We start from the raw sequence: 23,807 nt of genomic DNA on the forward strand, positions 1-23,807 counted from the left end.
GGAAGCGGGGCCGGCGCGTCAGGCCGCAGGCTGCAACTGCGCCAGGCCGTCGATGGCCAGGCCGTAGCCCGGCACACCAAAGCCGCACATCACGGCCCGGGCCGCCGCAGCCATGCAGGAATGCTGGCGGAACGACTCGCGCGCATGCACGTTGCTGATGTGCAGTTCGATCAGCGTCACGCCCGTGCCCTTTATGGCATCGTGCAGCGCCACGCTGGTATGGGTGTAGGCGCCGGCGTTCATCACCACGCCGGCGAGATCGCCCGCGGCGTGCACGCGGCCGGCTTCGTGGATCCAGTCCAGCAGCGCGCCCTCATGGTTGCTTTGGTGAAAGCGCAGCGCAAAGCCATGGCGCGCGCAGGCGGCGCTGCACAGCTTTTCCACGTCGGCCAGCGTGTGCATGCCGTACACGGCGGGCTCGCGCTGGCCCAGCAGGTTCAGGTTCGGGCCATTCAGCACAAAAACGGTTTTCACAAACAGGCACTCCGGGACGCTGCGCCTGCCACTCTGGCGGGCCAGAGGGGGGATTATGCGGTGCACCGAGGAGAGCAGCAGCTCCCTCTGGCGGTTTGGACAAACTGCTTGCATCCTTGCCCGGAGTTTGCGATAGTTGTATCGCTAAAAACCACGCAAGCGCGCCATGCCCATCTCAATCCGATTGCCCGATGACGTTGAAGCCCGGTTGAAGAAATTGGCCGCGCTGACCGGGCGCAGCAAGACCTATTACGCCACCGAGGCGATTTGCGAACACATCGACGACTTGGAGGACTTGTACTTGGCCGAGCGCGAGTTGGAAGCAATTCGTGCGGACAAGTCGCAAACCGTACCGCTCGAGGAAGTGATGAAACGCTATGGCATGGAAGATTGAGCTTTCGGCGCTGGCGCGGAAGAACCTTGATCAACTTGACCCACAAATTGCCCGGCGCATCCTGTCCTTTCTGCGTAAGCGCGTGGCCCCTCTGGACAATCCGCGCAGTCTGGGGGAAGCCCTTAAGGGTTCGCGCTTGGGTGAGTTCTGGAAGTACCGCGCAGGGGACTATCGCGTAATTGCTCACATTGAGGACGGCGCTTTGCGAATCCTGATCGTCAGGATCGGTAACCGGCGCGAGGTGTATCGCTGATACGAGATCGGGGGGCGCGGCGGACGGGCAGGCTGCTTGCGCAGATCCGGGCCGCATGCTGAATGGGAGAATGCGCCCCATGCTGCAATTTGACCTTCTCAAGACCGACCCCACCAGCCACGCGCGCCGCGGCGCGCTCACGCTGGGCCATGGTGTGGTGCAGACGCCGCTCTTCATGCCCGTGGGAACCTATGGCACCGTCAAGGGCGTGACGCCGCGCAGCCTGCATGAAATGGGCGCGCAGATCATTCTGGGAAATACCTTTCACCTGTGGATGCGCCCCGGGCTCGACGTGTTGCAAGGCTTTGGCGGCCTGCACGGCTTTGAAAAGTGGGACAAACCCATCCTCACCGATTCCGGCGGCTTTCAGGTGTGGAGCCTGGGCGCCATGCGCAGGATCACCGAGGAGGGCGTGCATTTCGCCAGTCCGGTGAACGGCGACAAGCTCTTCCTGTCGCCCGAGCTGAGCATGCAGATCCAGACCGTGCTCGGCAGCGACGTCGTGATGCAGCTCGACGAATGCACCCCCTACGAGACCCGGGGGCAGCTGACGACCGAGGGCGAGGCGCGCCAGTCCATGGAAATGAGCCTGCGCTGGGCCAGGCGCAGCCAGGCGGAGTTCCAGCGCCTGAACAACCCGAATGCGCTCTTTGGCATCGTGCAGGGCGGCATGTACGAGAACCTGCGCGCCGAATCGCTCGCAGCCCTGGTAGCCATGGACTTTCCCGGCTACGCCATCGGCGGTGTGAGCGTGGGCGAGCCCAAGGAGGAGATGCTGCGCGTCATGGCGCACACGCCGCACCGGCTGCCCGCGCACAAGCCGCGCTACCTGATGGGAGTGGGAACGCCCGAGGATCTGCTCGAGGGTGTGGCCCAGGGCGTGGACATGTTCGACTGCGTGATGCCCACGCGCAATGCACGCAACGGCACGCTGTTCACGCGCTTTGGCGACCTGAAGATCCGCAACGCCCGCCACAGGGCCGACCAGCAGCCGCTGGACAGCAGTTGCAGCTGCTATGCCTGCGCGGGCCCGTCCGGCGTGTCCTGGGACCAGGGGGGGCGCGAGGGTTTCAGCCGTGCCTACCTGCACCACCTGGACCGCTGCGGCGAAATGCTCGGCCCCATGCTCACCACCGTGCACAACCTGCATTACTACCTGAACCTCATGCGCGAAGTGCGCGATGCGCTGGACGCCGGGGAGTTCGCGCAGCTGCGCGAACACCTGAGGGCGGAGCGGGCGCGCGGCGTGTGAGCCGAAGCCGCGCGCTGCGCCGGGTTCGGTTCCACGTGAAACATCGCGCCGGTCTGCTGGAACAGACAGGGCTTGCGCAAAGTGGGAAAATCGCAGGCCGCTTGGCGGACCGGTAGGGGGCCCTGCCCACACCGGGTGTTTTTCTTGATCGGCCTCGGCCCCGGAGCGTTTGCATGCTGTACCCCCAGGAATTTGACGTGATCGTCGTCGGCGGCGGCCACGCCGGCACCGAGGCCGCGCTGGCCGCTGCGCGCATGGGGCAAGGAACGCTGCTGCTGACGCACAACATCGAAACCCTGGGGCAGATGAGCTGCAACCCCTCCATCGGCGGCATCGGCAAGGGCCATTTGGTGAAAGAGGTGGACGCGCTCGGCGGCGCGATGGCGCTGGCCACGGACGAGGGCGGAATCCAGTTCCGCATCCTGAATGCGTCCAAGGGTCCCGCCGTGCGGGCCACGCGCGCGCAGGCCGACCGCGTTCTGTACAAGGCCGCGATCCGCCGCATGCTGGAAAACCAGCCGCAGCTGTGGCTGTTCCAGCAGGCGGTGGACGATTTGCTGCTCGAGGGCGACCGGGTGGTGGGCGCCGTGACGCAGCTGGGAATCCGCTTTCGCAGCCGCAGCGTGGTGCTCACGGCCGGCACTTTTCTCGACGGCCGGATCCATGTGGGCCTGAAGCACTACCCCGCGGGCCGGGCCGGGGACCCGCCCGCCGTGTCGCTGAGCGCGCGCCTGAAGGAGCTCCAGCTGCCGCAGGGCCGGTTGAAGACGGGAACGCCCCCGCGCATCGACGGGCGCAGCATCGATTTTTCCAAATGCGAGGAACAGCCTGGCGACGGCATGCCCGGCGGCGTGAACGAGGGCGTGCTGCCCGTGTTCAGCTTCATGGGCAGCGCCCGAATGCATCCCAGGCAGGTTCCGTGCTGGATCACCCATACGAACGCACGCACGCACGCAATCATTCGCAGCGGCTTCGACCGCAGCCCCCTGTTCACGGGAACGATCGAGGGCGTGGGCCCGCGCTACTGCCCCAGCGTGGAGGACAAGGTCCAGCGCTTCGCCGACAAGGACAGCCACCAGATCTTCCTTGAGCCCGAGGGCCTGAGTACGCACGAGGTCTACCCCAACGGAATCAGCACCAGCCTGCCGTTCGACGTTCAATACGATCTGGTGCGCAGCCTGCCGGGGCTGGAGAACGCGCATATCCTGCGCCCCGGCTACGCCATCGAGTACGACTACTTTGACCCGTGCGCGCTCAGGAGCAACTTCGAGACGAGGCAAATCCGGGGCCTGTTCTTTGCCGGGCAGATCAACGGCACCACGGGCTATGAAGAGGCTGCGGCGCAGGGCCTTTTCGCGGGAATCAACGCCGCGCTGCAATGCCGGGGCGAGGCTGCCTGGCTCCCTGGCCGCGAGCAAGCCTACCTGGGCGTTCTCGTCGACGACCTGATCACCAAAGGGGTGAGCGAGCCCTACCGCATGTTCACGAGCCGCGCCGAGTTTCGCCTGCAACTGCGCGAAGACAATGCCGACCTGCGGCTGACCGAGGCCGGGCGCCGCATGGGCCTGGTTGACGATGCGCGCTGGGACGCGTTTGGCCGCAAGCGCGATGCGGTTTTGCGCGAAACGGAACGCCTCAAGAGCACCTGGGTGAACCCGCGCAATCTTCCGGCCACCGAATCCGAACGGGTTTTGGGCAAACACATCGGGCATGAATACAGCCTGTTCGAACTGCTGCGCCGCTCGGGAGTGGGCTACTCCGACCTCATGTCGCTCGACGGTGGCAGGTACGCCTGCGCCGACGTTTCACGTGAAACCTTGGGCGCGCTGAGCGCAGTCGTTCTCGAGCAGGTGGAGATCGCCGCCAAGTACGCGGGCTATATCGACCGCCAGAAGGGCGAGGTGGAACGCGCCGCGCACTTCGAGAAACTGCGCCTGCCAGCGGATCTGGATTACATGCTGGTCACGGCGCTGAGCATCGAGGCGCGCCAGGCGCTCAACCGCCATCGCCCCGAAACCCTGGGCCAGGCGTCACGCATCACCGGGGTCACCCCGGCCGCGATCTCCCTGCTGATGGTGCATTTGAAGAAGGGCGGCGGACTGGCCTCCGCCCAGGTGAAAAGTGACGTGCCGGCATGACGGCCACCGACACCGGCCGCGACGCGCTCAGCGCCCGGCTGGAATCGGGCGCCCAGGCCTTGGCGCTGGATCTGAGCGCTGCGCAGCGCGCTCAGTTGATGGATTTTCTGGCCCTGCTGCAGAAGTGGAACGCGGTCTACAACCTGACGGCGGTGCGCGACCCCGGGGAGATGCTCACGCAGCATCTGCTCGACAGCCTGGCGGCGGTGGCGCCGCTGCGCCGCCAGGTCCACGCGGCTGGTCTCGGGGCAGGGGGGGGCATGCGGCCCGAGACCGTTCGGCTGCTCGACGTGGGCTCCGGCGGCGGCTTGCCCGGCGTGGTGTTCGCCATCTGCTGCCCCGAGGTGGCCGTGCACTGTGTTGACGCGGTGGGCAAGAAGGCGGCCTTTGTCCAGCAGGCGGCGCTGACGCTGGGGCTGCGCAACGTGCACGGCGTGCACGCGCGGGTCGAGGCTCTGAACGCACGGTTCGACCTCGTCAGCTGCCGCGCTTTTGCCTCGCTGCCCGACTTCGTGCGCTGGTCGCGCACGGCACTGGCCGAGCCCCACGGCGTTTGGCTGGCCATGAAGGGCCGGCACCCGGCGGATGAAATCGCGGCCCTGCCCGCCGACGTGCAGGTGTTTCACGTGGAACCGCTGGCGGTGCCCGGCCTTGATGCCGAGCGCTGCATCGTCTGGATGCGACCCGCCGTTTGATGTTTGATGACGGGAACGGATTCCGACAAGGCGGGCTAGCGTAAACTCGGCATCTCGTTTTTTTGCTGCGCTTCCTGCCACAGCGGTCGTTCCGGGAAAACCATTCGAATGCATGCGCGCCAACCCCGCATGCGCGAAGAATCACGGGCGTGTTTCTGATCGGCAGTTGCTCATCTCCGAATAAGACAATAACCGCGGCGTCCACATGGCCAAGATTTTTTGCGTTGCCAACCAAAAGGGTGGCGTTGGCAAGACCACCACCACCGTCAACCTGGCTGCGGGTCTGGCCAGGATCGGCCAGCGCGTGCTGATGGTCGATCTGGACCCCCAGGGCAACGCCACCATGGGCTCGGGCGTGGACAAGCGCCAGCTGGAGCTGACGGTGTACGACGTGCTGCTCGAATCCGCGTCCGTGCAAGAGGCGGCGGTGTTTTCGGAAAAATGCGGCTACCACGTGCTCGGGGCGAACCGCGAACTGGCCGGCGCCGAGGTGGAACTGGTGGCGCTCGAGCAGCGCGAGAGGCGGCTCAAGGCCGCGCTGGCCCCGGCGGACGCGGACTACGATTTCGTCCTCATCGACTGCCCGCCCTCGCTCTCCATGCTCACGCTCAACGGGCTGTGCAGCGCCCACGGTGTGATCGTTCCCATGCAGTGCGAATACTTTGCGCTCGAAGGACTGACGGACCTGGTGAACACCATCCGGCAGGTGCACGCGAATCTGAACACCGACCTGCAGATCATCGGCCTGTTGCGCGTGATGTTCGATCCGCGCATTACGTTGCAGCAGCAGGTCAGCGACCAGCTCAAGGGCCATTTTGGCGACAAGGTGTTCGACGCCGTGATCCCGCGCAACGTGCGCCTGGCCGAGGCGCCCAGCTACGGCCTGCCCGGCGTGGTGTTCGACCCGGCCGCCAAGGGCAGCCTGGCCTTTGAAGAATTTGCGCAGGAGATGGTCGTGCGCGTGCGCAGCCTGCACGGCACCGCACCGTCCATCGCCAAAGCAGCCGCCAGCGCATGAAGCCGTCCGACGTCCTGCTGCTGCCCGGTTGGCAGAATTCGGGCCCCGGCCACTGGCAGAGCCTCTGGGAGACCCGGCATGGCTACCGCCGTGTGGAGCAGCACGACTGGATACATCCCCTGCGCGGCGACTGGACGGCGCGGCTCGAGGAAACCGTGGTGGACGCCGGCGGCCCCGTGTTGCTCGTGGCGCACAGCCTCGGCTGCATCCTCAGCGCATGGTGGGCGGCGCATTCCGCGAACGCCTGCCGCGTGCAGGGCGCGCTGCTGGTGGCGCCCGGCGACGTTGAACGCCCCGACCTCCTCGGCGCACAGCTCCCCGGTTGGGCGCCGATTGCCCTCCAGGCGCTGCCCTTTGCCTCGGTGCTGGTGGGCAGCCGCAACGACCCGTACTGCAGCTTCGAGCGCGCCCGGAGCTTGGCGCAGGCCTGGGGCGCGGACTTCGTCGACTGCGGCGAGCGGGGGCACATCAATACCGAGTCCGGCCTGGGCGACTGGGACGAGGGCCATGGCTGGTTGCAGCGGCTCGCCGCCAGGGCATAAGCGCCCGTCCACGACCGGCCGCCAGAAATCAGAAAAACACCGAAGAAAGCACGCACGACATGGTGAGCAAAAAACCCAAGGGCCTGGGTCGCGGCCTCGAAGCCCTGTTGGGCCCCAAGGTCGCCGAAGGGGTGGAACAGGCCCGGGCGGCCGACGCCGGGCAGCCCGGCACGCTGTCCCTGAGCGTGCTGGTCCCGGGCATATACCAGCCGCGTACGCGCATGGACGAGGGGGCCCTGTACGAGTTGGCCGAGTCCATCAAGGCCCAGGGCGTCATGCAGCCCATTCTGGTGCGCCGCCTGAGCGAGGGCGAGCACGCGGGCAAATACGAAATCATCGCCGGCGAGCGGCGTTTTCGCGCGGCCCGGCTGGCCGGCCTGGACAGCGTGCCCGTGCTCGTGCGCGACGTGCCCGACGAGGCCGCTGCCGCCATGGCGCTCATCGAGAACATCCAGCGCGAGGACCTCAACCCGCTCGAAGAAGCGCAGGGCCTGCAGCGGCTCGTCAAGGATTTTGGCCTCACGCACGAGCAGGCCGCCCAGGCCGTGGGTCGCTCGCGCAGCGCGGCCAGCAATCTGCTGCGGCTGCTGAACCTGGCCGATCCCGTGCAGACCATGCTCATGGCTGGCGACATCGACATGGGCCATGCGCGTGCGCTGCTGGCGCTCGAGCGCGCCGCACAGATCACCGCCGGCAACCAGATCGCGGCCAGGAAGCTCTCGGTGCGCCAGGCCGAGGCGCTGGTCAAGAAAATCGGTGCTTCCAGCCAACTCGCGCAAAAGCCCAAATCGGAAAAGTCGCGCGACCTGCGCCGGGTGGAGGAGGAACTGTCCGACCTGCTCATGGCCGAGGTCGAACTGCGCGTGAAAAAGCGCCAGAAGGGCGGCGACCACGCCGCGGAGATGGGCGAGTTGGTGATCCGGTTCGGCTCGCTGGAGGCGCTCAACGGCTTGATCGAGCGGCTCCGGAGGGCTTGATGTGCATGCGGTTCAGATACGCAAAACAGGCGCTGGCCGATGCAGCAGATGAAGCCGGGTGCTGTTGAAAAATCAATCGACGGTTATTGATTGATAGCGAAGGTTGATCCCACGCGCCGCGACACCAGCAGCAGCACGTACAGCAGCGTGGCATAGGGCCACAGCCAGCCCAGCCACTGACTCAGGCCGTAGAAGCGGATGAAACGGCCCTGTTCCCAGACCTGTTGGGTCTGGGCAAAGTAAGCGCTGGTGGGCGCCTGGTTGAGCAGTGCCAGATGCCAGGCCAGCGCCAGCAGCAGCATGGCCGCGCAGGTTCTGCGCGGCAGGGCGAGCAGGAGCCAGGCCAGCGCCAGCGCAGCCCCCACGCCGAAGCGCGCGGGCAGATCCAGCCATCCCCAGGCGTGTGCCGGGCCCCAGCTCAGCGCCGCCGACAGGGCGGTGAGCACTGCGCCCAGCGCGATCACCCCGAGCGCAAACAGCGCGCGGCGTCCGGCCTGGCGGTGGATCACGCAGTAGCCCAGCAGGCAGGGGATGAGCAGGCCCAGCGTGACGCACAGCAACTCACTGCCGAGGGAGAGCGGCTCCAGAGCGGCTCCGTGCAGCGGCAGCCAGCCCGAAAACGGCGTGTCGTCGAGCAGCGTGGCGAGCGCCGTCTCGAGCCGCTCGAGCACCTGGCCCAGACCAAAGGGAACGGCTGCCGGAAACAGCAGTGCCGGTGGCCAGAGCGCCAGCAGCACCAGGCCGCCGCTGGCGTCGGGGACGAACCAGCGTTGGCGCACGTCGCTCCAGCGGTCGATGGCACCCAGGCGCTCGAGCAGCGCCGCGCTCAGGGCCCCCGCGAGCGTGCCGAAGGCATTCAGCGCCAGATCGAGGTTCGACGGGACGCGCTGCGGCAGGTAGATCTGCAGGAACTCCATGCTCAGCGACAGCAGCGCGCCCGCGAGCGCGGACCAGCGCACCGCCGCACGCCCCCGGCCCGAACGCAGCAGCGCCAGCACCAACAAAAAGCCCAGCGGGGCATAGCCCGCGACGTTGATCGCCAGGTCGAACCCCGTCCAGTACGCCGGGGGCAGCGGAGCCAGCAGGAACACCAGAGGGTCTATGCCCTGCGCACGCCAGCCCTCAAAGGGGTAGAGGCTGGCAAAAACGATGAGCGCTGCGTAGATCAGCGCCAGCGGCCAGGCGGAGGTCTTGTGCATGGGTCTTCCTGCGCACAGGTAGCGTACAGGCAGCGCGCAGTGTCAGAACGGTTTCACCACCGCGAGCAGCACCGCGGCGAGCAGCAGCAGCACGGGCACTTCGTTGAAGCAGCGCAACCACCGGGGGCTGCGGCGGCTGCTGCCGTCGGCCAGTTTGCGCAAGAGGACGCCGCAGGCGTGGTGGTAGCCGATCACCAGCAGCACCACGGCAAGCTTGGCGTGCATCCAGCCATTGCCCGGGCCCCGGCCGATGCCGTAGCCCAGCCAAAGCCAGGCCCCCAGCGCCAGCGCGGGAATGGACAGCAGCGTGGTAAAGCGCAGGAGTTTGCGCGCCATCAGCAGCAGACGCGCGCGCTCGGCGACCGATCCCGGGGCGACCAGCGCCAGATTCACGAAGATGCGGGGCAGGTAGAAGAGGCCGGCAAACCAGCTGGCCACGAAGACGATGTGCAAGGCTTTGATCCAGAGCATGGCCGCAGTTTACGTGCCTTGCAGCCGGCGACCCTCCCGAAGAGCTGACGCCCTGCGGTCCGTGGGCGCCGTTCGCTGGTACGATGCCCGGGCCCCTGTCGAGTCAACCTTCCCCAGCCAATATGCTCCCTCCCCCGCCGGACCAAGGCACGCCTGTTTCCGTGAAGATCCGTGAGCGGCTCGTTGCGGCGCGCAAGCGCTTTCACGCCAACGACAATATTGCCGAGTTCATCGAGCCCGGTGAGTTGGAGCGCCTGCTCGACGAGGTCGAGCGCAAGATGGAGGGCGTGCTCGACAGCATGGTCATCAACACCCGGGACGACCACAACACGCGCAACACCGCGCGCCGCATGGCCCGGATGTACCTCAACGAGGTGTTCAAGGGCCGCTACGTGGTGCAGCCGCGCATCACCGAGTTCCCGAACGCCGAGCACCTCAACGAGCTCATGATCGTGGGGCCGCTGGCCGTGCGCAGCACCTGCAGCCACCACTTCTGCCCCGTGATCGGCAAGATCTGGATCGGCGTGATGCCCAACGAGCACACCAACGTGATCGGCCTGTCCAAGTACGCGCGGCTCGTGGACTGGATCATGGGCCGGCCCCAGATCCAGGAAGAGGCCGTGGTGCAGCTGGCCGACCTGATCATGGAGAAAACCCAGCCCGACGGCCTGGCCATCGTGATGGAGGCCAGCCACTTTTGCATGTCCTGGCGCGGTGTGCGCGACATGGACAGCAAGATGATCAACTCGGTGATGCGCGGCGTGTTCCTCAAGGACAGCGCGCTGCGCCGTGAATTCCTCTCGCTCATTCCTGGAAGGAACTGACCATGTTGGTCCGCCTGCTCTACGCCAGCCGCGCGGTCGATACCTCGCCCGCAGCCATCGAAGCCATCCTCACCCAGTCACGACAGCACAACCCGGGCTGCGGAATCACCGGGGTGCTCTGCTACGGCGGCGGGGTCTTTCTGCAAGCCATCGAGGGCGGTCGCTGTGCAGTGAGCGATCTGTACGGTCATATCCAGCGCGACCCGCGCCACAAGGACGTGGAACTGCTGCATTACGAAGAGATCACCGAGCGCCGCTTCGGCGGCTGGACCATGGGGCAGGTGAACCTCTCCAAGATCAACTATTCCATCTTGCTCAAATATTCCGAGAAGCCGGAGCTCGACCCCTATGCGATGTCGGGCAGGATGTCGTTTGCGCTGCTCGAAGAGCTCATGGCCACGGCGTCGATCATCGGCCGCGCCTGAACAGGCTTGGGCGCGGTCGGCAGTGCGCAGATGGAAATGTCCGAACCCTCTGCGATCGATCCGCGCATGGAGCGCGCCGCGCGTGCGCTGTGGCCCCGGCAGCCGCTGAGGCTCGAGAACGCCACGGGCGGTCTGTTCAACCGGGTGGTGCGGGTGGAGTCCTCGCTGGGTACCAAGTACCTGAAGCGCTTGACGGACACCGCGAGCTCGGACGGCTTTCCGCCGCTGCCCACCAGCGCGGCGCAGCGCTGCCTGGTCGCATCGCGTTGGCATGACCTCGCGCTGCGCGCCAGCGCGCGCGAATCGGCGGTGGGCGTGCCCGCATTGCTGGCCGTGCTGGCCGACGACGACCTGATCGCGATGGACCAGGCGCAGGGCGATCCGCTGTACGACATGCTGCGCGTCGGTAGCCGCGGGGCCGAAGGTCCGCTTCCTCGCGTCATGGCCTGGCTGGCGGTGCTTCATGCGTTGCCGCTGGAGCCTCGCGGCTTGCTGCTGGAAGCGAGTGCTCCGTTCAAGGCGTTCAAGGTCGATCTGCAATACACGCGCTTGCTCGCAGAAATGCCGGCGTCCCTGCATGCGTCTGCGCAGGGGTTCATCGGGGAGTACCTGCGAGCGGACGCGCAAGCGGTACACGGGGATCTGAACTCGCGCAATGTGCTGGTTGCCGCGAACGGGGTGTCGGTGATCGACTTTGAGCAGGGACATTTCGGAGAGGGGCTCTACGACGTGGCCTATCTGCTCAGCGAGTACGTCATCCGCGACCTGCGCGCCGGGACCGATCCCGAAGCGTCCATCCACAGCGCCTGGAATGCGTACTGCGGCGCCTGCGCGGCCCCGGCGGACTCCTCGGCGCAGCGACGATTCCGGGTGCATACCGCGTTCCAGACGCTCTACCGCCTCGCAGGACCCAGTCGCACGGTGTGGACCGGCCATCTCGATGATGCAGCGGGGCAGGCCGTGCGCCGCTGGAGTTTGGGCGTGCTCGCGCAATGGCTGCAATGAACGCGCGCAGCCGTATTGGCCGCTGGCTCCCAGGCTAGCCGCCAGCGTTTGCCGCGGCGGCCGCGGGGGGCGGAGGAATTCCCCGGAAGCGGCGCACCACACGCTGGAAGATCAGCGAGTTCGGGATTTGCAGCCAGGCGCCGCTGTGCGGAGGCGCGTGCTCTTCCAGTATGGTGTAGAGCAGATTGATGTCCACCACGCGCCCGATGGCGCCGACCTTTTCGGCGGTGTCCAGCACCTCGATGTAGTCGCCCACGCGGTACGGCCGCATGGTGAAGATCAGCAGCGCGCAAAACAGGTTCGACAGCACGCTCCACGCGGCAAAGAACGCCACCGCGCCCACGGTGGCAAAGCCGGTGAGCGCCGTCCACAGCGCCGTGGCCGACACGCCCATGCGCTCGAGCACGAGCACCATCGCGCCGGCAACGATGATCCAGCGGATCAGGCCATTGATCGGGGACAGCAGTTCGCCGGGCAACTGCCAGCGCGTGCCCGCGCGGCGGACCAGGCGGCGCAACAGGTATTGCAGCAGCCAGGCGATGAACAGGATCAGCAGGATCTGCGCACCGGGGACGATGACTTCGAGCCAGTCCTGCACCCAATCGGGCAGGTGGGTTTGCCAGAGTTGCATGCGGGAAGTGACCATGAAGGGGGATGGCTCGCGGTCTGGGGCGGTCGGGACCGGAGGGCTCTCAGGACTCCCTGCGCAGCGCGGGGAACAGGATCACGTCGCGGATCGCGGGGCTGTCGGTGAGCAGCATCACGAGGCGGTCGATGCCCACGCCGCAACCCCCCGTGGGGGGCATTCCGTATTCCAGCGCGCGCACGAAGTCATGGTCAAAAAACATGGCCTCGTCGTCGCCGCCGTCCTTCGCGGCGACCTGGGCGTGAAAGCGTGCGGCCTGGTCTTCGGCGTCGTTGAGTTCGCTGAAGCCGTTGCTCAATTCGCGGCCGGTGATGTAGAGCTCGAACCGCTCCGTGACCTCGGGGCGCGCGTCGTTGGCGCGCGCCAGCGGCGAGATCTCGGTGGGGTGCTCGACGATGAAGGTTGGCTGCCACAGCTTGTCTTCCACCGTTTCCTGGAAGTACAGCACCTGCAGGCTGGCGAGGCTGCGCGCAGACAGCCGGTCTTTTTCCTGCGTCAGGCCGAGCTTCTTGAGCGCGCTGACGAGCCAGGCGGCGTCGTCCACGTGCGCGCCGGCCTCGGTGTACTGGAAGATGGCCTCGCGGATGCTCAGGCGCGCGAACGGCTGCGCCAGATCCACGGCGCGGCCCTGGTAGTTCAGTTGCAGCGCGCCCGTGGCCTGGAGCGCCATTTCCCGGACCAGCGTTTCGGTGAAGTCCATCACGTCCAGGTAGTTCCAGTACGCCGCGTAGAACTCGAGCATGGTGAACTCGGGGTTGTGGCGCACCGAGATGCCTTCGTTGCGAAAGCTGCGGTTGATCTCGAACACGCGCTCGAAGCCGCCCACGATCAGGCGCTTGAGGTATAGCTCGGGCGCAATGCGCAGGTACATCTGCTGTTCGAGCGCGTTGTGCTGCGTCACGAAGGGCCTGGCGTTGGCCCCGCCGGGGATCGGGTGCAGCATCGGCGTCTCGACTTCCAGAAAGCCGTGGCGCACCATGAATTCGCGCAGGCCGCTCACGGTCTTGCTGCGCGCGGTGAAACGCGTGCGCGCCTGCTCGTCGGTGATCAGGTCCACATAGCGCTGGCGGTATTTCTGCTCCTGGTTCGCCAGGCCATGGAATTTGTCGGGCAGGGGGCGCAGGCTCTTGGTCAGCAGACGCAGCTGGGTCGTCTTGACGGACAGCTCGCCCGTGCGGGTCTTCATCAGCGTGCCCTGCGCGCCCACGATGTCGCCCAGATCCCAGTGCTTGAAGGCGGCGTACAAATCATCGCCCACGGCGTCGCGCGTGACGTACAGCTGGATGCGCCCGCCGGCCTCGCCCAGCGAGCCATCTTGCAGGGTGACGAAGCTGGCCTTGCCCATGACGCGCTTGAGCATCACGCGGCCCGCGACGCTGACGTCCACGGGTTCCGCCTGCAGGGCCTCGGCCGTGGCCGCGCCGTGCGCCAGGTGCAGTTGCGCGGCCTGGTGCGCGGGTTTGAAATGGTTCGGAAAGGCCACGCCGCCGCCGCCGGCCTGCACGGCGCGCAGGGCGCGGAGCTTCTCACGGCGCTCGGCGATGAGCTGGTTTTCGTCCTGGAGGGCGGCGGGGGTGTTGGCGTTGTCTGGCATGGAGGGCCGCCGGCAGATAGTGGGCGATGGGCGTTGGAATGCGTGGTTTCGGACCGAAGCCTGCGATTCTAGTTTTTTGCGGCCGCCGCATGCGCGCGCGGAGTTCGTCCTTCACCGAGCCTCGATAATCTTGCCGCATGTTTCTCCAAGCCGGCCTGCTCTCGTTGACGCTGCTGCTCGCCAGCCGGGTGCTCGGCGTGTTGCGCGAGACGGCGCTGGCCGCCGCATTCGGCAGCTCTGCAATGGCCGACGTGCTCATCGTCATGCTGACCCTGCCCGATTGGTTGTCCGGCGTGCTGGCGAGCGGGGCCTTGGCCTATGTGCTCCTGCCGCGCTGGGCGCAAGAGACCGCGGGGCAGCAGCAGGCAACGCAGAACCGGGTCGCCTGGCGCCTGCTGTGGGGGGCGCTCGTGCTCGCCGTGCTGATGTGCGCTGCGCGGATTCCGCTCGGCGCGCTGCTGCTGCCGGGAGTGGCGCCTGCGCTACAGGGTGCGGTCAGCGCGGCGCTGGTCTGGAGCGCCCTGGCGCTGCCCGCCGCCATGCTCGCGGGCCTCTGGGCGGCACGCTTGCAGCATGAGCGCGATTTCGTCGGCCTCTACGGCGCGAACCTCGTCGTCAACGGCGTGCTCATCGGCGCGCTGGTTTTCCTCGCCGGGCGCGCGGCGGACCAGGCCGCCGGGCAGACGCTGGGCGCCGCCCTGGTGGCCGCGGTGCTCCTGAGGCTGCTTTGGCAGGGCTGGCGCCTGCGCGCGCGCGCCGGGCCGCCCGAGCCTGCGCCGGCAGCGGCGCCCGCGCCGCTGCCGGGCTGGCGCATCTGGACCTGGGCCGCCCTGGGCGCGGGCCTGCCCCTGGCGCTGCCCTTTGTCGCCCGGACGCTGGCCTCCGGGGCCGGCGAAGGGGCCTTGGCAAGCTTCAACTACGCCTGGAAGCTGGTCGAGCTGCCGCTGGTGCTGGCCGTGCAACTCGTCGCCGCGCTGGCCTTTCCGGCGATCGCGCAGGCCCATGCGCAGACCGCGGACGCTGCCGGGCCGGGCCCGGGCCCGGACGCGCTGGCGACGGCGGTGCGCAGCGCCCTGGTCCTGGCCTGGACGCTGGCCTGCGCGGCGGCGGCGGCGCTGCTGGTGGGCGCGCCGGTGATCGCCACACTGCTGTTCGGCTGGGGGCGCATGCAGACGCCGGCGCTCGGGCAGATTGCCGACTGGGGCCGCGCGGGCGCCTGGGGGCTGTTGCCGCAGGCGCTGCTCGCGCTCGCGGTAACGCTGCTCGCGACGCTGGGGCGCATGCGCTTTGCCGTGCTCGCCTACGCGCTGGCGCTGGCGCTGCTGCTGCTGGCGGGGGCGCTGGGTCTGACCGCGGGGCAGGAACTCATGTGGGCCCTGAACGCCGGTTTCGCGCTCGCCGCCTGGCTGGCCTGGAGCGCGCTCGGCGCGCGCGCCGTGCGGCGCTGGATACCGCTGCGCGAGCTGCTGGCCCCGCTGCTCGTGCTGCTCGCCGTGGCCTTGCTGGCGCGCTGGATCGGCCCGGCCGGGGGCGGCCAGGCCACCCCGGCGCGGACCCTGGGTCCGCAACAGGTCCGGGAGCTGGTTTCGTGCGCCCTGGCCGCGCTCGCCGTTGCCGCAGCCGGCTGGTTCTCGGGCCCGCAGCTGCGCCAGGCGCTGCGCGCATGATGGCTCCCCCACAGCACACACCATGATCGACTTCCTGCAAATCACGAACGACCCCGGGCTGGCGCGCCGCTGCGACCTGCTGCCCGGGATGCGCCTGTTCGTCGATCTGGAAATCCACGGCAAGGCGCAGCGCCAGGCCGGGCGCAACACCTTCATCAGCAGCCATGGCATCGGGGACGTGGGCCGCGTCAGGGCGCAGCTTCGGCGCGCGCGCCTGATGGTGCGGCTCAATCCCTTGCACGCGGGCACGCCGGGGGAGCTGGACAGCGTGCTCGCGCAGGGCGCGGATTCGCTGATGCTGCCCATGTTCCATGCGCCGGACGAATTGCGCAGCTTCAGCGCCCTGGTCGCGGGGCGCGCGCCCATCGTCGCGCTGCTCGAAACGGCGGGCGCGCTCCAGACGCTCGCCGCCTGGATCGACACCCCCGGCCTGAGCGAGGTGTTCGTGGGCTTGAACGATCTGCACCTGGCACTCGGCTGCCGGTTCATGTTCGAGCCCTTGGCGCAGGGCCTGCTGGATCGCGTCGCCGCGTGCGTGCACGCGCGCGGCCTGCGCTTTGGTTTCGGCGGCATCGCGCGGCTCGACGAGGGGCTGCTGCCGGGGCGCAGCGTGCTTGCGGAACACCTGCGGCTGGGCTCGGCTGCGGTGATCCTGTCGCGCAGCTTCCATGGGGGCGCGGACGCCGAATCATTCGAGGACCGGGTGCAGGCGCTGCGGCAGGCGGAACGCGCGCTGCGCGAGCGCGCTGCGCAGCAGGTGGAGGGCGACCGCTTGCGCATCCGGGCGGACATCGAGGCGATCGCAGCGCGCATGGGGCGGAGCGCGTGAAGCGCCTGCTGGACGCCGTGCTGTCGCTGGCGGCGCTGGTTCTGCTCAGCCCCGTGCTGTTCGCCGCAGCGCTGGCCTGCGCCCTCGGCGACGGGTTCCCGGTGCTCTTCAGACAGCAGCGTGTGGGTCTGCATGGGCGCGAATTCCGGATGTACAAGTTCCGCAGCATGGTGCGTGACGCGAGCGCCGTCGGGCCCCATTGCACCGGGGGCAGCGAGGACCCGCGCATCACGCGGGTCGGGCGCTGGCTGCGCCGCTCGAGCATCGACGAACTGCCGCAGCTGCTGAACGTGCTGCGCGGCGAGATGAGCTTGGTCGGCCCGCGCCCCGACCTGCCCGTTCAGCGCGCGCTCTACGCCGAGGCCGAATGGACCGAGCGCTGCAGCGTGCGGCCGGGAATCACCGGGCTCGCGCAGGTGCTGTTCCGCTCCGAGGCGACGCACGCGCAGCGGCTCGCGGCGGACCTGCGCTACGCCCGCGAAGCCAGCCTGGGTCTGGACCTGTGGATCATGGTCCGGACCCTCGGGCGGCTCGGGGGCCGGGCGGCAAACTGACCTGAAACACCCCGGGGTCGCCTTCCCTCCGCAGGGTCCTGGCGCGGAAACTGCGCCCGTTTTTGCAACACAATGCGGCGGACCAAAGACACCGCTCCACGAAGGAAAAAAACCATGGCAGACGACAAGACTCCCCCGATCCAGCCCATCAACCGCCGCAGCGCCAACATCACGCAAGGCAAGTCGCGCGCGCCCAACCGCTCCATGTACTACGCCATGGGCTACGTGGAAGGCGATTTCGCCAAGCCCATGGTCGGCGTGGCGAACGGCCACAGCACCATCACGCCCTGCAACAGCGGCCTGCAAAAGCTGGTCGACGCGGCCATCGAAGGCATCGGGCAGGCGGGCGGCAACGCGCAGGTGTTCGGCACGCCGACCATCTCGGACGGCATGGCCATGGGCACCGAGGGCATGAAGTACAGCCTGGTGAGCCGGGAAGTGATCAGCGACTGCATCGAAACCTGCGTCGGCGGCCAGTGGATGGACGGCGTGCTCGTGGTCGGCGGCTGCGACAAGAACATGCCCGGCGGCCTGATGGGCATGCTGCGTGCCAACGTTCCCGCGATCTACGTGTACGGCGGAACCATCCTGCCCGGCCGCTACCAGGGCCGGGACCTGAACATCGTCAGCGTGTTCGAGGCCGTGGGCGAAAACGCCGCAGGCAAGCTCAGCGACCATGACCTCAAAGAGATCGAAAAGCGCGCCATCCCCGGAACCGGCTCGTGCGGGGGCATGTACACCGCGAACACCATGTCGAGCGCGTTCGAGGCGCTGGGAATCAGCCTGCCCTACTCGTCGACCATGGCCAACCCGCACGACGAGAAGCGGGAATCGGCCAGGGAATCGGCCAAGGTGCTGATCGAAGCCATCCGGCGCGACCTCAGGCCGCGCGACATCGTCACCCGCAAGGCCATCGAGAACGCCGTCGCGGTGATCATGGCCACCGGCGGATCGACCAACGCCGTGCTGCATTTCCTGGCCATCGCCCACGCCGCGGGCGTGCCGTGGAGCATCGACGACTTCGAGCGCATCCGCCAGCGCACGCCCGTGCTGTGCGACCTCAAGCCCAGCGGCAAGTACCTGGCCGTGGACCTGCACCGCGCCGGAGGCATCCCGCAGGTGATGAAGCTGCTGCTCGACGCCGGACTGCTGCACGGCGACTGCATCACCATCAGCGGCAAAACGCTCGCCGAAGTGCTCGCGGACGTGCCCGCCCAACCCCGCGCCGACCAGGACGTCATCCGCCCCATCGACCGCCCGCTGTACGCGCAGGGCCACCTCGCGATCCTCAAGGGCAACCTCAGCCCCGAAGGCGCCGTGGCCAAGATCACCGGACTGAAGAACCCCGTCATCACCGGCCCCGCACGCGTGTTCGACGACGAGCAATCGGCGCTGCAAGCGATCCTCGACGGCAAGATCCGGGCGGGCGACGTGATGGTGCTGCGCTACCTGGGCCCCAAGGGCGGCCCCGGAATGCCCGAAATGCTGGCCCCCACCGGTGCGCTGATCGGCGCCGGCCTGGGCGAGAGCGTGGGCCTGGTCACCGACGGGCGCTTTTCCGGCGGCACCTGGGGCATGGTCGTCGGCCATGTGGCGCCCGAGGCCGCAGCCGGCGGCACCATCGCCTTGGTGCACGAGGGCGACAGCGTGACCATCGACGCGCGCCAGCTGCTGCTGCAACTGAATGTGGACGACGCGGAAATCGCCCGGCGCCGCGCCGCGTGGACCGCCCCCGCTGCGCGCTACACGCGCGGCGTGCAGGCCAAGTTCGCGTTCAATGTGTCCAGCGCCAGCCGGGGCGCGGTGCTCGACGCGTATTGACGAGCGCTCAGCGCCGGGGCGGCGGCCGGCTGCCTGGGCGAATGCCCAGGGCCTGCTTGCGCTTGTCGATGCGGTCCTGCTTGCGCTGCCCTATCCTTTCCTCGATCCTGCGCTTGCCGCCATCCGTCGAATCGGCCCAGAACCACCACAGCGCGGTGATCGCAAAGGGGAGCAGCACCCACCACCAGGACATGGCGGCCAGGGGGCCGATCTCGAAATACTTCAGTACCAGCACGAGAAGGGAAAATCCCAGCAGAGGCATGGATCGTGTTCTCCAGGAGAAAGGGGTTGTGGGCAGGCGCTTGATTGACTCAGGTCAATCGCCAGCGGCGACCTGAGTCACTAGGGCCTGTCATCAATTGAAGTCACTCCGGCGCTAAACTCGGAACACGATGACAAAGGAAGGCTGATGAACCACAGGTACGCGCTGAGGCAAGACCAATGGGAGCGCATCAAAGACATGCTGCCGGGGCGCGAGGGGCACGTTGGGGCGACGGCACGCGATAACCGCTTGTTCGTTGAGGCGGTGTTGTACCGATACCGTGCGGGCATCCCGTGGCGCGACCTGCCCGAGCGGTTCGGAGATTTTCGGGTAGTACATCTGCGCCATTCGCGATGGAGCAAAACGGATGTCTGGCAGCGCATCTTCAAGACTTTGTCGCAAGACCGGGACAACGAGTACGTGATGATCGATTCGACCATTGTTAGAGCCCATCAGCACAGCGCAGGGGCAAAAAAAAAAGAGGGAGGACGCCAGAAAACCAAGCCATAGGTCGCAGTCGTGGGGGAGCAAGTACCAAGATCCACGCCACGGTCGATGCGCTTGGCAATCCCACAGGCTTTCTCCTGACGCCTGGCCAGGCGCACGACCTCCAAGGAGCTGACGTTTTGCTCAAAGACATACAAGCAGATGCAATCTTGGCCGATAAGGCCTATGACGCCCAGGATCGGGTGATCGAGCCACTGCTCAAGGCAGGCAAGACCGTCGTGATCCCGCCACGCAGTAAGCGCAACGACCAACGTGACTACGACCGGCATTTGTACAAAGCACGCCATCTGATCGAGAACTTCTTTGCCAAGCTCAAGCAATACCGCTGCATCGCCACTCGCTATGACAAAACTGCACGCAATTTCCTCGGCGCTGTTCATCTCGCCGCTTCGGTCGTCTGGCTCAATTGATGACAGGCCCTAGAATCGGAAGCGAACAAAGCGCGTATTGTGACTCGAAGTAGATGCTTTGTATCCATCATGACTTACCCGTAAGGAAACCCCCCGATGAAACGCACCCTGATCGCTCTCGCCATGACCTGGTCCGCTGCGACACCCGCGATGGCCGACATGGCCTTGGCGACGGCCAAGAACTGCATGGCCTGCCACGCGGTGGACAAGAAACTGGTCGGCCCCGCGTACAAGGACGTTGCCGCCAAATATGCGGGCCAGAAGGACGCCGTGGCCAAGCTGGCGGCCAAGATCATCATGGGCGGCTCCGGCGTCTGGGGTCCCGTCCCGATGCCTGCGAACGCGCAGGTCAGCGAGGCCGACGCCAAGAAATTGGCAGCCTGGGTTCTGACGCAGAAGTGATGCGCGCGCCGCCCCCGCTGCGGCGACTGCGAGGGGCCGCATGCCGGGGTGCCTCCGGCAATTCGGCGCCCGGAATGCCCCGCAATTTCCATCGTTGCATGCCGGCTTGACGACCCGGGTGTCGCAAGCCCCGGGCCGACGCAGTGCGCCATCGCCCTCCCCGCACGCAGCGATCTGACGCCCGCGCATCCGCACGGAACCGCTTGCGCGAGGCGCCGCAGTAGCGCACTGCCCCGCAAATACTCGCACATAAAGCCGCGCCTTCGCGCCCATGAAGGCGTTGCAAATCCCCGCGATAGCTGAGGGTATCGCTGCGGCTTGCGCCCTGCCATGGCGCGAGATACAGCCGTTTTATCTTGTGCTGCTATTTGCGGGGCAAAACACCAGGGAGTGATCCGTCTTGACTTCAAACAACAAAAGAAATAACAATTGATCAATAGGGGATGAACGCGGTCTCTTTCGCGCGATTCCTCCGAGTGGTCGGCAAGCCGAATCGTGTCTGCCCGCCATGACGTCGATTCCATGCCCCAACCACCGAAGGAGTCATTTCATGCAAGACACTGCACCGGCCTTGGCGATTCCGGGAACGGAGAAAGTTCCACCCTCCCCCTTGAAACGGGCCATCGCCGCCGGGGTGATAGGCCATTTCGTCGAGTGGTACGACTACGGCGTCTACGCCTACGTGGCAACCTATCTCGCGAGCGCTTTCTTTGCCGACTCCAGCCTGTTGCCGGTATTTGCCACCTTTGCGGTGGCATTCTTCGCCCGTCCCTTTGGCGGTCTGGTGTTTGGCTATATCGGGGACCGCGTTGGCCGGCAGCGCTGCCTTGCCGCCGTGGTCGTGCTGATGTCCCTGGCGACCTTTGCCATCGGGGTCCTGCCGACCTTTGCGCAGATTGGTGTGCTGGCTCCGGCGCTGCTTTTGCTCTGCCGGGTCCTCCAGGGATTGTCCGCGGGCGGCGAGATCGCGGGGGCTTCCTCGTTCATCAACGAGTACGCCCCCGATGGCAGGCGTGGACTGCTGTCCAGCCTTCTGCCGGCGGCCTCTGCCTGCGGGCTGCTGTTTGGCTCCGTGCTGATGCTGTGCCTGAACGCGAATTACTCCAGGGAATTCATGGGCAACTGGGGTTGGCGGATTCCCTTTCTCATCGCCCTGCCCCTGGGAATGACCGGTCTGTATTTGCGCACCCGGGTCGAGGACACGCCGCTGTTTCGTGAACTGCTGGAGAAAAAGGGGGCCGATCCGTCGCCGCTCAGGTCCAGCCTGCAAAAGCAGTCGCGCTGGATTGCGGTGGCCTTTGGCGCCACCCTGACGTACGGCGTCGGCTTCTACACGGTGCTGAGCTATATGCCGTCCTACCTCAGGACCGTGGTCGGGTTCAAGTCGGACGAGGTGTTCTCCGTTACGGCGGTGATCCTGATTGCGCACATCGTCGCGTTGCCGATCTGGGGGGCGCTGTCGGACCGCATCGGCCGCCGTCCCGTGATCATCGGCGCAAGCCTTGCACTGGTCTGCCTGACCTACCCGGCGTTTCGCCTGATTGCCGAAAGCGGCAGCCTCGCGACGGCCATGCTCAGCGGCGCGGTTCTCTCGGTGAGCATCGCGGCAGGCGCGGCGCCCCTGTTCGCGTACATGGCAGAGATGTTCCCGACGAGCGTGCGGGCCAGTTCGATTTCCATTGGCTACAACGCCTCGGTCATGCTGTTCGGTGGCACGGCGCCCTACATCGCCACCTACCTGATCGACAGCACGCAAAACCCGCTGGCACCGAGTTTCTACCTCATGGCGGCGGCCGCCGGCGCGGCCATCACGCTCTCTCTGGCCCCCTGCGACAAGGCGGGCCACCGCGCCGCGCTGCGCCGCGACTGACGCCCCATCTCCCACCCCCCTCTCCATGAACATGAACCAATTCCCAGCCAAAAACATGAACGCCAGCACCACCGGACAGATGATCGAATACGGCCACTGGATCGCCGGCGAGAGCGTGCAGTGCGCGCCCTCGGGCGCCCGGTTCACGTCCTGCAACCCGACCACGGGCGAGCCCTGGGCCCGGTTTGCCGAAGGTGACGCAGCCGCCGTCGCGCAGGCTGCCACGGCCGCGAAAGCGGCTTTCGAAGGGCCGGCTTGGCGCAGTCTGTCAGCGACCCGGCGCGGGCGGCTGATGATGCTGTGGGCCGACGCCATCGGGCAGAGCGCCGAGCGCATCGGCCGGATCGAGACCACGCAAAACGGCAAGCTGCTCAACGAGATGGTGCTGCAGGCGCGCATCGTGCCGGACTGGCTGTACTACTACGGCGGGCTGGCCGACAAGATCGAGGGCCGGGTGATTCCGCTCGAACGGGCCTCGGTGCTCAACTACACCCGGCGCGAGCCCTTGGGCGTCGTCGGCGCCATCATGCCGTGGAACTCGCCCCTGTTTCTTACCGTCATGGCGGTCGCTCCCGCCCTTGCGGCCGGCAACTGCGTGGTGATCAAACCTTCGGAAGTGACCTCGGCGTCGATCATCGAAGCGGTCAAGCTGGCGGAAAAGGTCGGCTTCCCGCCCGGGGTGCTGAATGTGGTCACGGGCGGCCGCGCCACCGCGCAGGCGCTGGTCGAGCATCCCGACATTGCCAAGATCGCCTTCACCGGCGGGGTCGAGGCCGGCCGCGAGGTCGGCGTGCGTGCGGCCAGGCGGCTGGCCCACGTCACCCTGGAACTCGGCGGCAAGTCGGCGAACATCGTCTTCGACGATGCCGATCCGCAGCAGGCCCGCGCCGGCCTGCTGGCCGGAATCTTTGCCGCTGCGGGACAGACCTGCGTCGCCGGATCGCGCGCCTTCATCCACCGCAGTCTGCACGACCGGATGCTGAACGAACTGGCCGAACGCGCGCGCGGCATCCGCATCGGCAACCCGCTGGAGGCGGACACGCAAATGGGGCCGGTGGCCACCCGCGCGCAATTGGCGAAGAACGAGTCCATGGTGCGCCGTGCGATCGAGGAGGGCGCCTGCGTGGTTCACGGGGGCTGCCGCGCCGCGGTGCCCGGCCTGCCCGGCGGCTACTTCTACACGCCGACCATCCTGAGCGGCGTGAAGCCACAGAGCTTCATCGCGCAGAACGAAGTCTTCGGCCCGGTGCTGTCGGTGATCCCCTTCGACGACGAGGAAGAGGCCATCGCGCTGGCCAACGGCACCGGCTTCGGCCTCGCTGCCGGGGTGTGGTCGCTGAACATCCGGCGCGCGCACCGCGTCGCCCATCGCCTGGAGGCGGGAACGGTCTGGGTGAACATGTACCGCGCAATGGCCTTCAACTCGCCGTTCGGCGGCTACAAGGCGAGCGGCATCGGGCGCCAGAACGGCATCGAGGCGCTGGACGCCTACCTGCAGACCAAGAGCGTTTGGTGCGAGCTCAGCGACGAGGTCCAGGACCCCTTCGTCATGCGCGCGTGACGCTCGCCGGCGCGCCA

General features: G+C 67.2%; 25 protein-coding genes. 19 read left to right on the forward strand and 6 right to left on the reverse strand.

The window, feature by feature from the left end; all coding sequences use genetic code 11:
- Window positions 1-18: 18 nt before the first annotated feature.
- Window positions 19-474, reverse strand: a complete 456-nt coding sequence (locus tag D5041_RS02980) for a type II 3-dehydroquinate dehydratase (protein WP_010106004.1) — start codon at window positions 472-474, stop codon at window positions 19-21.
- Window positions 475-640: 166 nt separating this feature from the next.
- Here D5041_RS02980 and relB point away from each other — a divergent pair, with 166 nt between their 5' ends.
- The 8 genes from relB to D5041_RS03020 all read left to right on the forward strand — a co-directional run bounded on the left by relB (window position 641) and on the right by D5041_RS03020 (window position 7,743).
- A complete protein-coding gene (gene relB / locus D5041_RS02985) occupies window positions 641-868 on the forward strand; it encodes a type II toxin-antitoxin system RelB family antitoxin (protein ID WP_029554475.1) in 228 nt (75 codons plus the stop codon).
- Window positions 852-1,121: a type II toxin-antitoxin system RelE family toxin gene (locus tag D5041_RS02990; protein ID WP_010106007.1), complete on the forward strand. Its 270-nt coding sequence runs from the start codon at window positions 852-854 to the stop codon at window positions 1,119-1,121. The genes relB and D5041_RS02990 overlap by 17 nt, the downstream gene beginning before the upstream one ends.
- Before the next feature lie 79 nt (window positions 1,122-1,200).
- Window positions 1,201-2,373 (forward strand): tRNA guanosine(34) transglycosylase Tgt, encoded by a 1,173-nt coding sequence (tgt, locus tag D5041_RS02995; protein WP_265283853.1) that lies wholly within the window; start codon window positions 1,201-1,203, stop codon window positions 2,371-2,373.
- Between the two features lie 173 nt (window positions 2,374-2,546).
- Window positions 2,547-4,511 carry a tRNA uridine-5-carboxymethylaminomethyl(34) synthesis enzyme MnmG gene (gene mnmG, locus D5041_RS03000; protein WP_265283854.1) on the forward strand — a complete coding sequence of 655 codons (1,965 nt, stop codon included), beginning with the start codon at window positions 2,547-2,549 and terminating at the stop codon, window positions 4,509-4,511.
- A complete protein-coding gene (gene rsmG / locus D5041_RS03005; protein WP_265283855.1) occupies window positions 4,508-5,206 on the forward strand; it encodes a 16S rRNA (guanine(527)-N(7))-methyltransferase RsmG in 699 nt (232 codons plus the stop codon). The genes mnmG and rsmG overlap by 4 nt, the downstream gene beginning before the upstream one ends.
- 205 nt (window positions 5,207-5,411) lie before the next feature.
- Window positions 5,412-6,224: a ParA family protein gene (locus tag D5041_RS03010; protein ID WP_265283856.1), complete on the forward strand. Its 813-nt coding sequence runs from the start codon at window positions 5,412-5,414 to the stop codon at window positions 6,222-6,224.
- Window positions 6,221-6,766: an RBBP9/YdeN family alpha/beta hydrolase gene (locus D5041_RS03015; RefSeq protein ID WP_010105620.1), complete on the forward strand. Its 546-nt coding sequence runs from the start codon at window positions 6,221-6,223 to the stop codon at window positions 6,764-6,766. Before D5041_RS03010 ends, D5041_RS03015 begins: the two co-directional genes overlap by 4 nt.
- Before the next feature lie 59 nt (window positions 6,767-6,825).
- The gene (locus D5041_RS03020) at window positions 6,826-7,743 is read left to right on the forward strand and encodes a ParB/RepB/Spo0J family partition protein (RefSeq protein ID WP_265258354.1); all 918 of its coding nucleotides are present in this window, start codon (window positions 6,826-6,828) and stop codon (window positions 7,741-7,743) included.
- A gap of 83 nt (window positions 7,744-7,826) precedes the next feature.
- On the opposite strand, the gene D5041_RS03025 is transcribed toward D5041_RS03020, so the two are convergent.
- Together D5041_RS03025 and D5041_RS03030 are read right to left on the reverse strand one after the other, a co-directional pair.
- Window positions 7,827-8,942 carry a VanZ family protein gene (locus D5041_RS03025; RefSeq protein ID WP_265258353.1) on the reverse strand — a complete coding sequence of 372 codons (1,116 nt, stop codon included), beginning with the start codon at window positions 8,940-8,942 and terminating at the stop codon, window positions 7,827-7,829.
- A 42-nt stretch (window positions 8,943-8,984) separates the two neighbouring features.
- Window positions 8,985-9,413: a CopD family protein gene (locus D5041_RS03030; protein WP_265258352.1), complete on the reverse strand. Its 429-nt coding sequence runs from the start codon at window positions 9,411-9,413 to the stop codon at window positions 8,985-8,987.
- 122 nt (window positions 9,414-9,535) lie between these two features.
- Here D5041_RS03030 and folE point away from each other — a divergent pair, with 122 nt between their 5' ends.
- From folE to D5041_RS03045, 3 genes are read left to right on the forward strand one after another with little or no spacing between them, the layout of a single operon-like run.
- A complete protein-coding gene (gene folE / locus D5041_RS03035) occupies window positions 9,536-10,237 on the forward strand; it encodes a GTP cyclohydrolase I (RefSeq protein ID WP_265282238.1) in 702 nt (233 codons plus the stop codon).
- A 2-nt stretch (window positions 10,238-10,239) separates the two neighbouring features.
- Entirely contained in the window at window positions 10,240-10,662 is a 423-nt protein-coding gene (locus tag D5041_RS03040; protein WP_010101101.1) for a BLUF domain-containing protein, read from the forward strand.
- 36 nt (window positions 10,663-10,698) lie between these two features.
- Window positions 10,699-11,667, forward strand: a complete 969-nt coding sequence (locus D5041_RS03045; RefSeq protein WP_265283857.1) for a phosphotransferase family protein — start codon at window positions 10,699-10,701, stop codon at window positions 11,665-11,667.
- Between the two features lie 34 nt (window positions 11,668-11,701).
- Here D5041_RS03045 and D5041_RS03050 read toward each other — a convergent pair whose 3' ends face one another.
- Window positions 11,702-12,298 carry a mechanosensitive ion channel family protein gene (locus tag D5041_RS03050; protein WP_265258349.1) on the reverse strand — a complete coding sequence of 199 codons (597 nt, stop codon included), beginning with the start codon at window positions 12,296-12,298 and terminating at the stop codon, window positions 11,702-11,704.
- 61 nt (window positions 12,299-12,359) lie between these two features.
- Window positions 12,360-13,907, reverse strand: a complete 1,548-nt coding sequence (gene lysS, locus D5041_RS03055; protein WP_265283858.1) for a lysine--tRNA ligase — start codon at window positions 13,905-13,907, stop codon at window positions 12,360-12,362.
- Window positions 13,908-14,044: 137 nt separating this feature from the next.
- Here lysS and D5041_RS03060 point away from each other — a divergent pair, with 137 nt between their 5' ends.
- From D5041_RS03060 to ilvD, 4 genes are all read left to right on the forward strand, one after another.
- Window positions 14,045-15,574: a lipid II flippase MurJ gene (locus tag D5041_RS03060; RefSeq protein WP_265283859.1), complete on the forward strand. Its 1,530-nt coding sequence runs from the start codon at window positions 14,045-14,047 to the stop codon at window positions 15,572-15,574.
- 22 nt (window positions 15,575-15,596) lie between these two features.
- Entirely contained in the window at window positions 15,597-16,403 is an 807-nt protein-coding gene (locus D5041_RS03065) for an aldolase/citrate lyase family protein (protein WP_010101890.1), read from the forward strand.
- Window positions 16,400-16,957, forward strand: coding sequence for a sugar transferase (locus D5041_RS03070; protein ID WP_265282242.1), 558 nt, complete (start codon window positions 16,400-16,402; stop codon window positions 16,955-16,957). The genes D5041_RS03065 and D5041_RS03070 overlap by 4 nt, the downstream gene beginning before the upstream one ends.
- 114 nt (window positions 16,958-17,071) lie before the next feature.
- On the forward strand, window positions 17,072-18,778 hold the full coding sequence (gene ilvD, locus D5041_RS03075) for a dihydroxy-acid dehydratase (protein WP_010100810.1): 1,707 nt from the start codon (window positions 17,072-17,074) through the stop codon (window positions 18,776-18,778).
- A gap of 7 nt (window positions 18,779-18,785) precedes the next feature.
- Here ilvD and D5041_RS03080 read toward each other — a convergent pair whose 3' ends face one another.
- Complete coding sequence (locus D5041_RS03080; RefSeq protein ID WP_265282244.1) at window positions 18,786-19,040, reverse strand: TIGR04438 family Trp-rich protein; 255 nt, start codon at window positions 19,038-19,040, stop codon at window positions 18,786-18,788.
- 147 nt (window positions 19,041-19,187) lie between these two features.
- Here D5041_RS03080 and D5041_RS03085 point away from each other — a divergent pair.
- From D5041_RS03085 to D5041_RS03100, 4 genes are all read left to right on the forward strand, one after another.
- Window positions 19,188-19,957 (forward strand): IS5 family transposase gene (locus D5041_RS03085; protein ID WP_407702210.1). Its coding sequence is split into 2 segments (ribosomal slippage): window positions 19,188-19,538 and window positions 19,541-19,957, totalling 768 coding nucleotides; the frame shifts between segments, so codons are not numbered across the junction.
- Between the two features lie 96 nt (window positions 19,958-20,053).
- Window positions 20,054-20,359, forward strand: coding sequence for a c-type cytochrome (locus D5041_RS03090; RefSeq protein WP_010100812.1), 306 nt, complete (start codon window positions 20,054-20,056; stop codon window positions 20,357-20,359).
- 550 nt (window positions 20,360-20,909) lie between these two features.
- Window positions 20,910-22,229: an MFS transporter gene (locus tag D5041_RS03095; RefSeq protein ID WP_265283860.1), complete on the forward strand. Its 1,320-nt coding sequence runs from the start codon at window positions 20,910-20,912 to the stop codon at window positions 22,227-22,229.
- Between the two features lie 25 nt (window positions 22,230-22,254).
- Window positions 22,255-23,790: an aldehyde dehydrogenase gene (locus D5041_RS03100; protein ID WP_265282245.1), complete on the forward strand. Its 1,536-nt coding sequence runs from the start codon at window positions 22,255-22,257 to the stop codon at window positions 23,788-23,790.
- Window positions 23,791-23,807 lie beyond the last annotated feature (17 nt).

It is taken from the genome of Verminephrobacter aporrectodeae subsp. tuberculatae (genome assembly GCF_026127385.1).
GTDB lineage: Bacteria > Pseudomonadota > Gammaproteobacteria > Burkholderiales > Burkholderiaceae_C > Acidovorax > Acidovorax aporrectodeae.

Excerpts from the sequence above, each read along its gene's own strand:
- relB (WP_029554475.1), top strand. The coding sequence starts at position 641 with ATGCCCATCTCAATCCGATTGCCCGATGACGTTGAAGCCCGGTTGAAG.
- D5041_RS02990 (WP_010106007.1), top strand. The coding sequence starts at position 852 with ATGGCATGGAAGATTGAGCTTTCGGCGCTGGCGCGGAAGAACCTTGAT.
- tgt (WP_265283853.1), top strand. The coding sequence starts at position 1,201 with ATGCTGCAATTTGACCTTCTCAAGACCGACCCCACCAGCCACGCGCGC.
- mnmG (WP_265283854.1), top strand. The coding sequence starts at position 2,547 with ATGCTGTACCCCCAGGAATTTGACGTGATCGTCGTCGGCGGCGGCCAC.
- rsmG (WP_265283855.1), top strand. The coding sequence starts at position 4,508 with ATGACGGCCACCGACACCGGCCGCGACGCGCTCAGCGCCCGGCTGGAA.
- D5041_RS03010 (WP_265283856.1), top strand. The coding sequence starts at position 5,412 with ATGGCCAAGATTTTTTGCGTTGCCAACCAAAAGGGTGGCGTTGGCAAG.
- D5041_RS03015 (WP_010105620.1), top strand. The coding sequence starts at position 6,221 with ATGAAGCCGTCCGACGTCCTGCTGCTGCCCGGTTGGCAGAATTCGGGC.
- D5041_RS03020 (WP_265258354.1), top strand. The coding sequence starts at position 6,826 with ATGGTGAGCAAAAAACCCAAGGGCCTGGGTCGCGGCCTCGAAGCCCTG.
- D5041_RS03025 (WP_265258353.1), bottom strand. The coding sequence starts at position 8,942 with ATGCACAAGACCTCCGCCTGGCCGCTGGCGCTGATCTACGCAGCGCTC.
- D5041_RS03030 (WP_265258352.1), bottom strand. The coding sequence starts at position 9,413 with ATGCTCTGGATCAAAGCCTTGCACATCGTCTTCGTGGCCAGCTGGTTT.
- folE (WP_265282238.1), top strand. The coding sequence starts at position 9,536 with ATGCTCCCTCCCCCGCCGGACCAAGGCACGCCTGTTTCCGTGAAGATC.
- D5041_RS03040 (WP_010101101.1), top strand. The coding sequence starts at position 10,240 with ATGTTGGTCCGCCTGCTCTACGCCAGCCGCGCGGTCGATACCTCGCCC.
- D5041_RS03045 (WP_265283857.1), top strand. The coding sequence starts at position 10,699 with ATGTCCGAACCCTCTGCGATCGATCCGCGCATGGAGCGCGCCGCGCGT.
- D5041_RS03050 (WP_265258349.1), bottom strand. The coding sequence starts at position 12,298 with ATGCAACTCTGGCAAACCCACCTGCCCGATTGGGTGCAGGACTGGCTC.
- lysS (WP_265283858.1), bottom strand. The coding sequence starts at position 13,907 with ATGCCAGACAACGCCAACACCCCCGCCGCCCTCCAGGACGAAAACCAG.
- D5041_RS03060 (WP_265283859.1), top strand. The coding sequence starts at position 14,045 with ATGTTTCTCCAAGCCGGCCTGCTCTCGTTGACGCTGCTGCTCGCCAGC.
- D5041_RS03065 (WP_010101890.1), top strand. The coding sequence starts at position 15,597 with ATGATCGACTTCCTGCAAATCACGAACGACCCCGGGCTGGCGCGCCGC.
- ilvD (WP_010100810.1), top strand. The coding sequence starts at position 17,072 with ATGGCAGACGACAAGACTCCCCCGATCCAGCCCATCAACCGCCGCAGC.
- D5041_RS03080 (WP_265282244.1), bottom strand. The coding sequence starts at position 19,040 with ATGCCTCTGCTGGGATTTTCCCTTCTCGTGCTGGTACTGAAGTATTTC.
- D5041_RS03090 (WP_010100812.1), top strand. The coding sequence starts at position 20,054 with ATGAAACGCACCCTGATCGCTCTCGCCATGACCTGGTCCGCTGCGACA.
- D5041_RS03095 (WP_265283860.1), top strand. The coding sequence starts at position 20,910 with ATGCAAGACACTGCACCGGCCTTGGCGATTCCGGGAACGGAGAAAGTT.
- D5041_RS03100 (WP_265282245.1), top strand. The coding sequence starts at position 22,255 with ATGAACATGAACCAATTCCCAGCCAAAAACATGAACGCCAGCACCACC.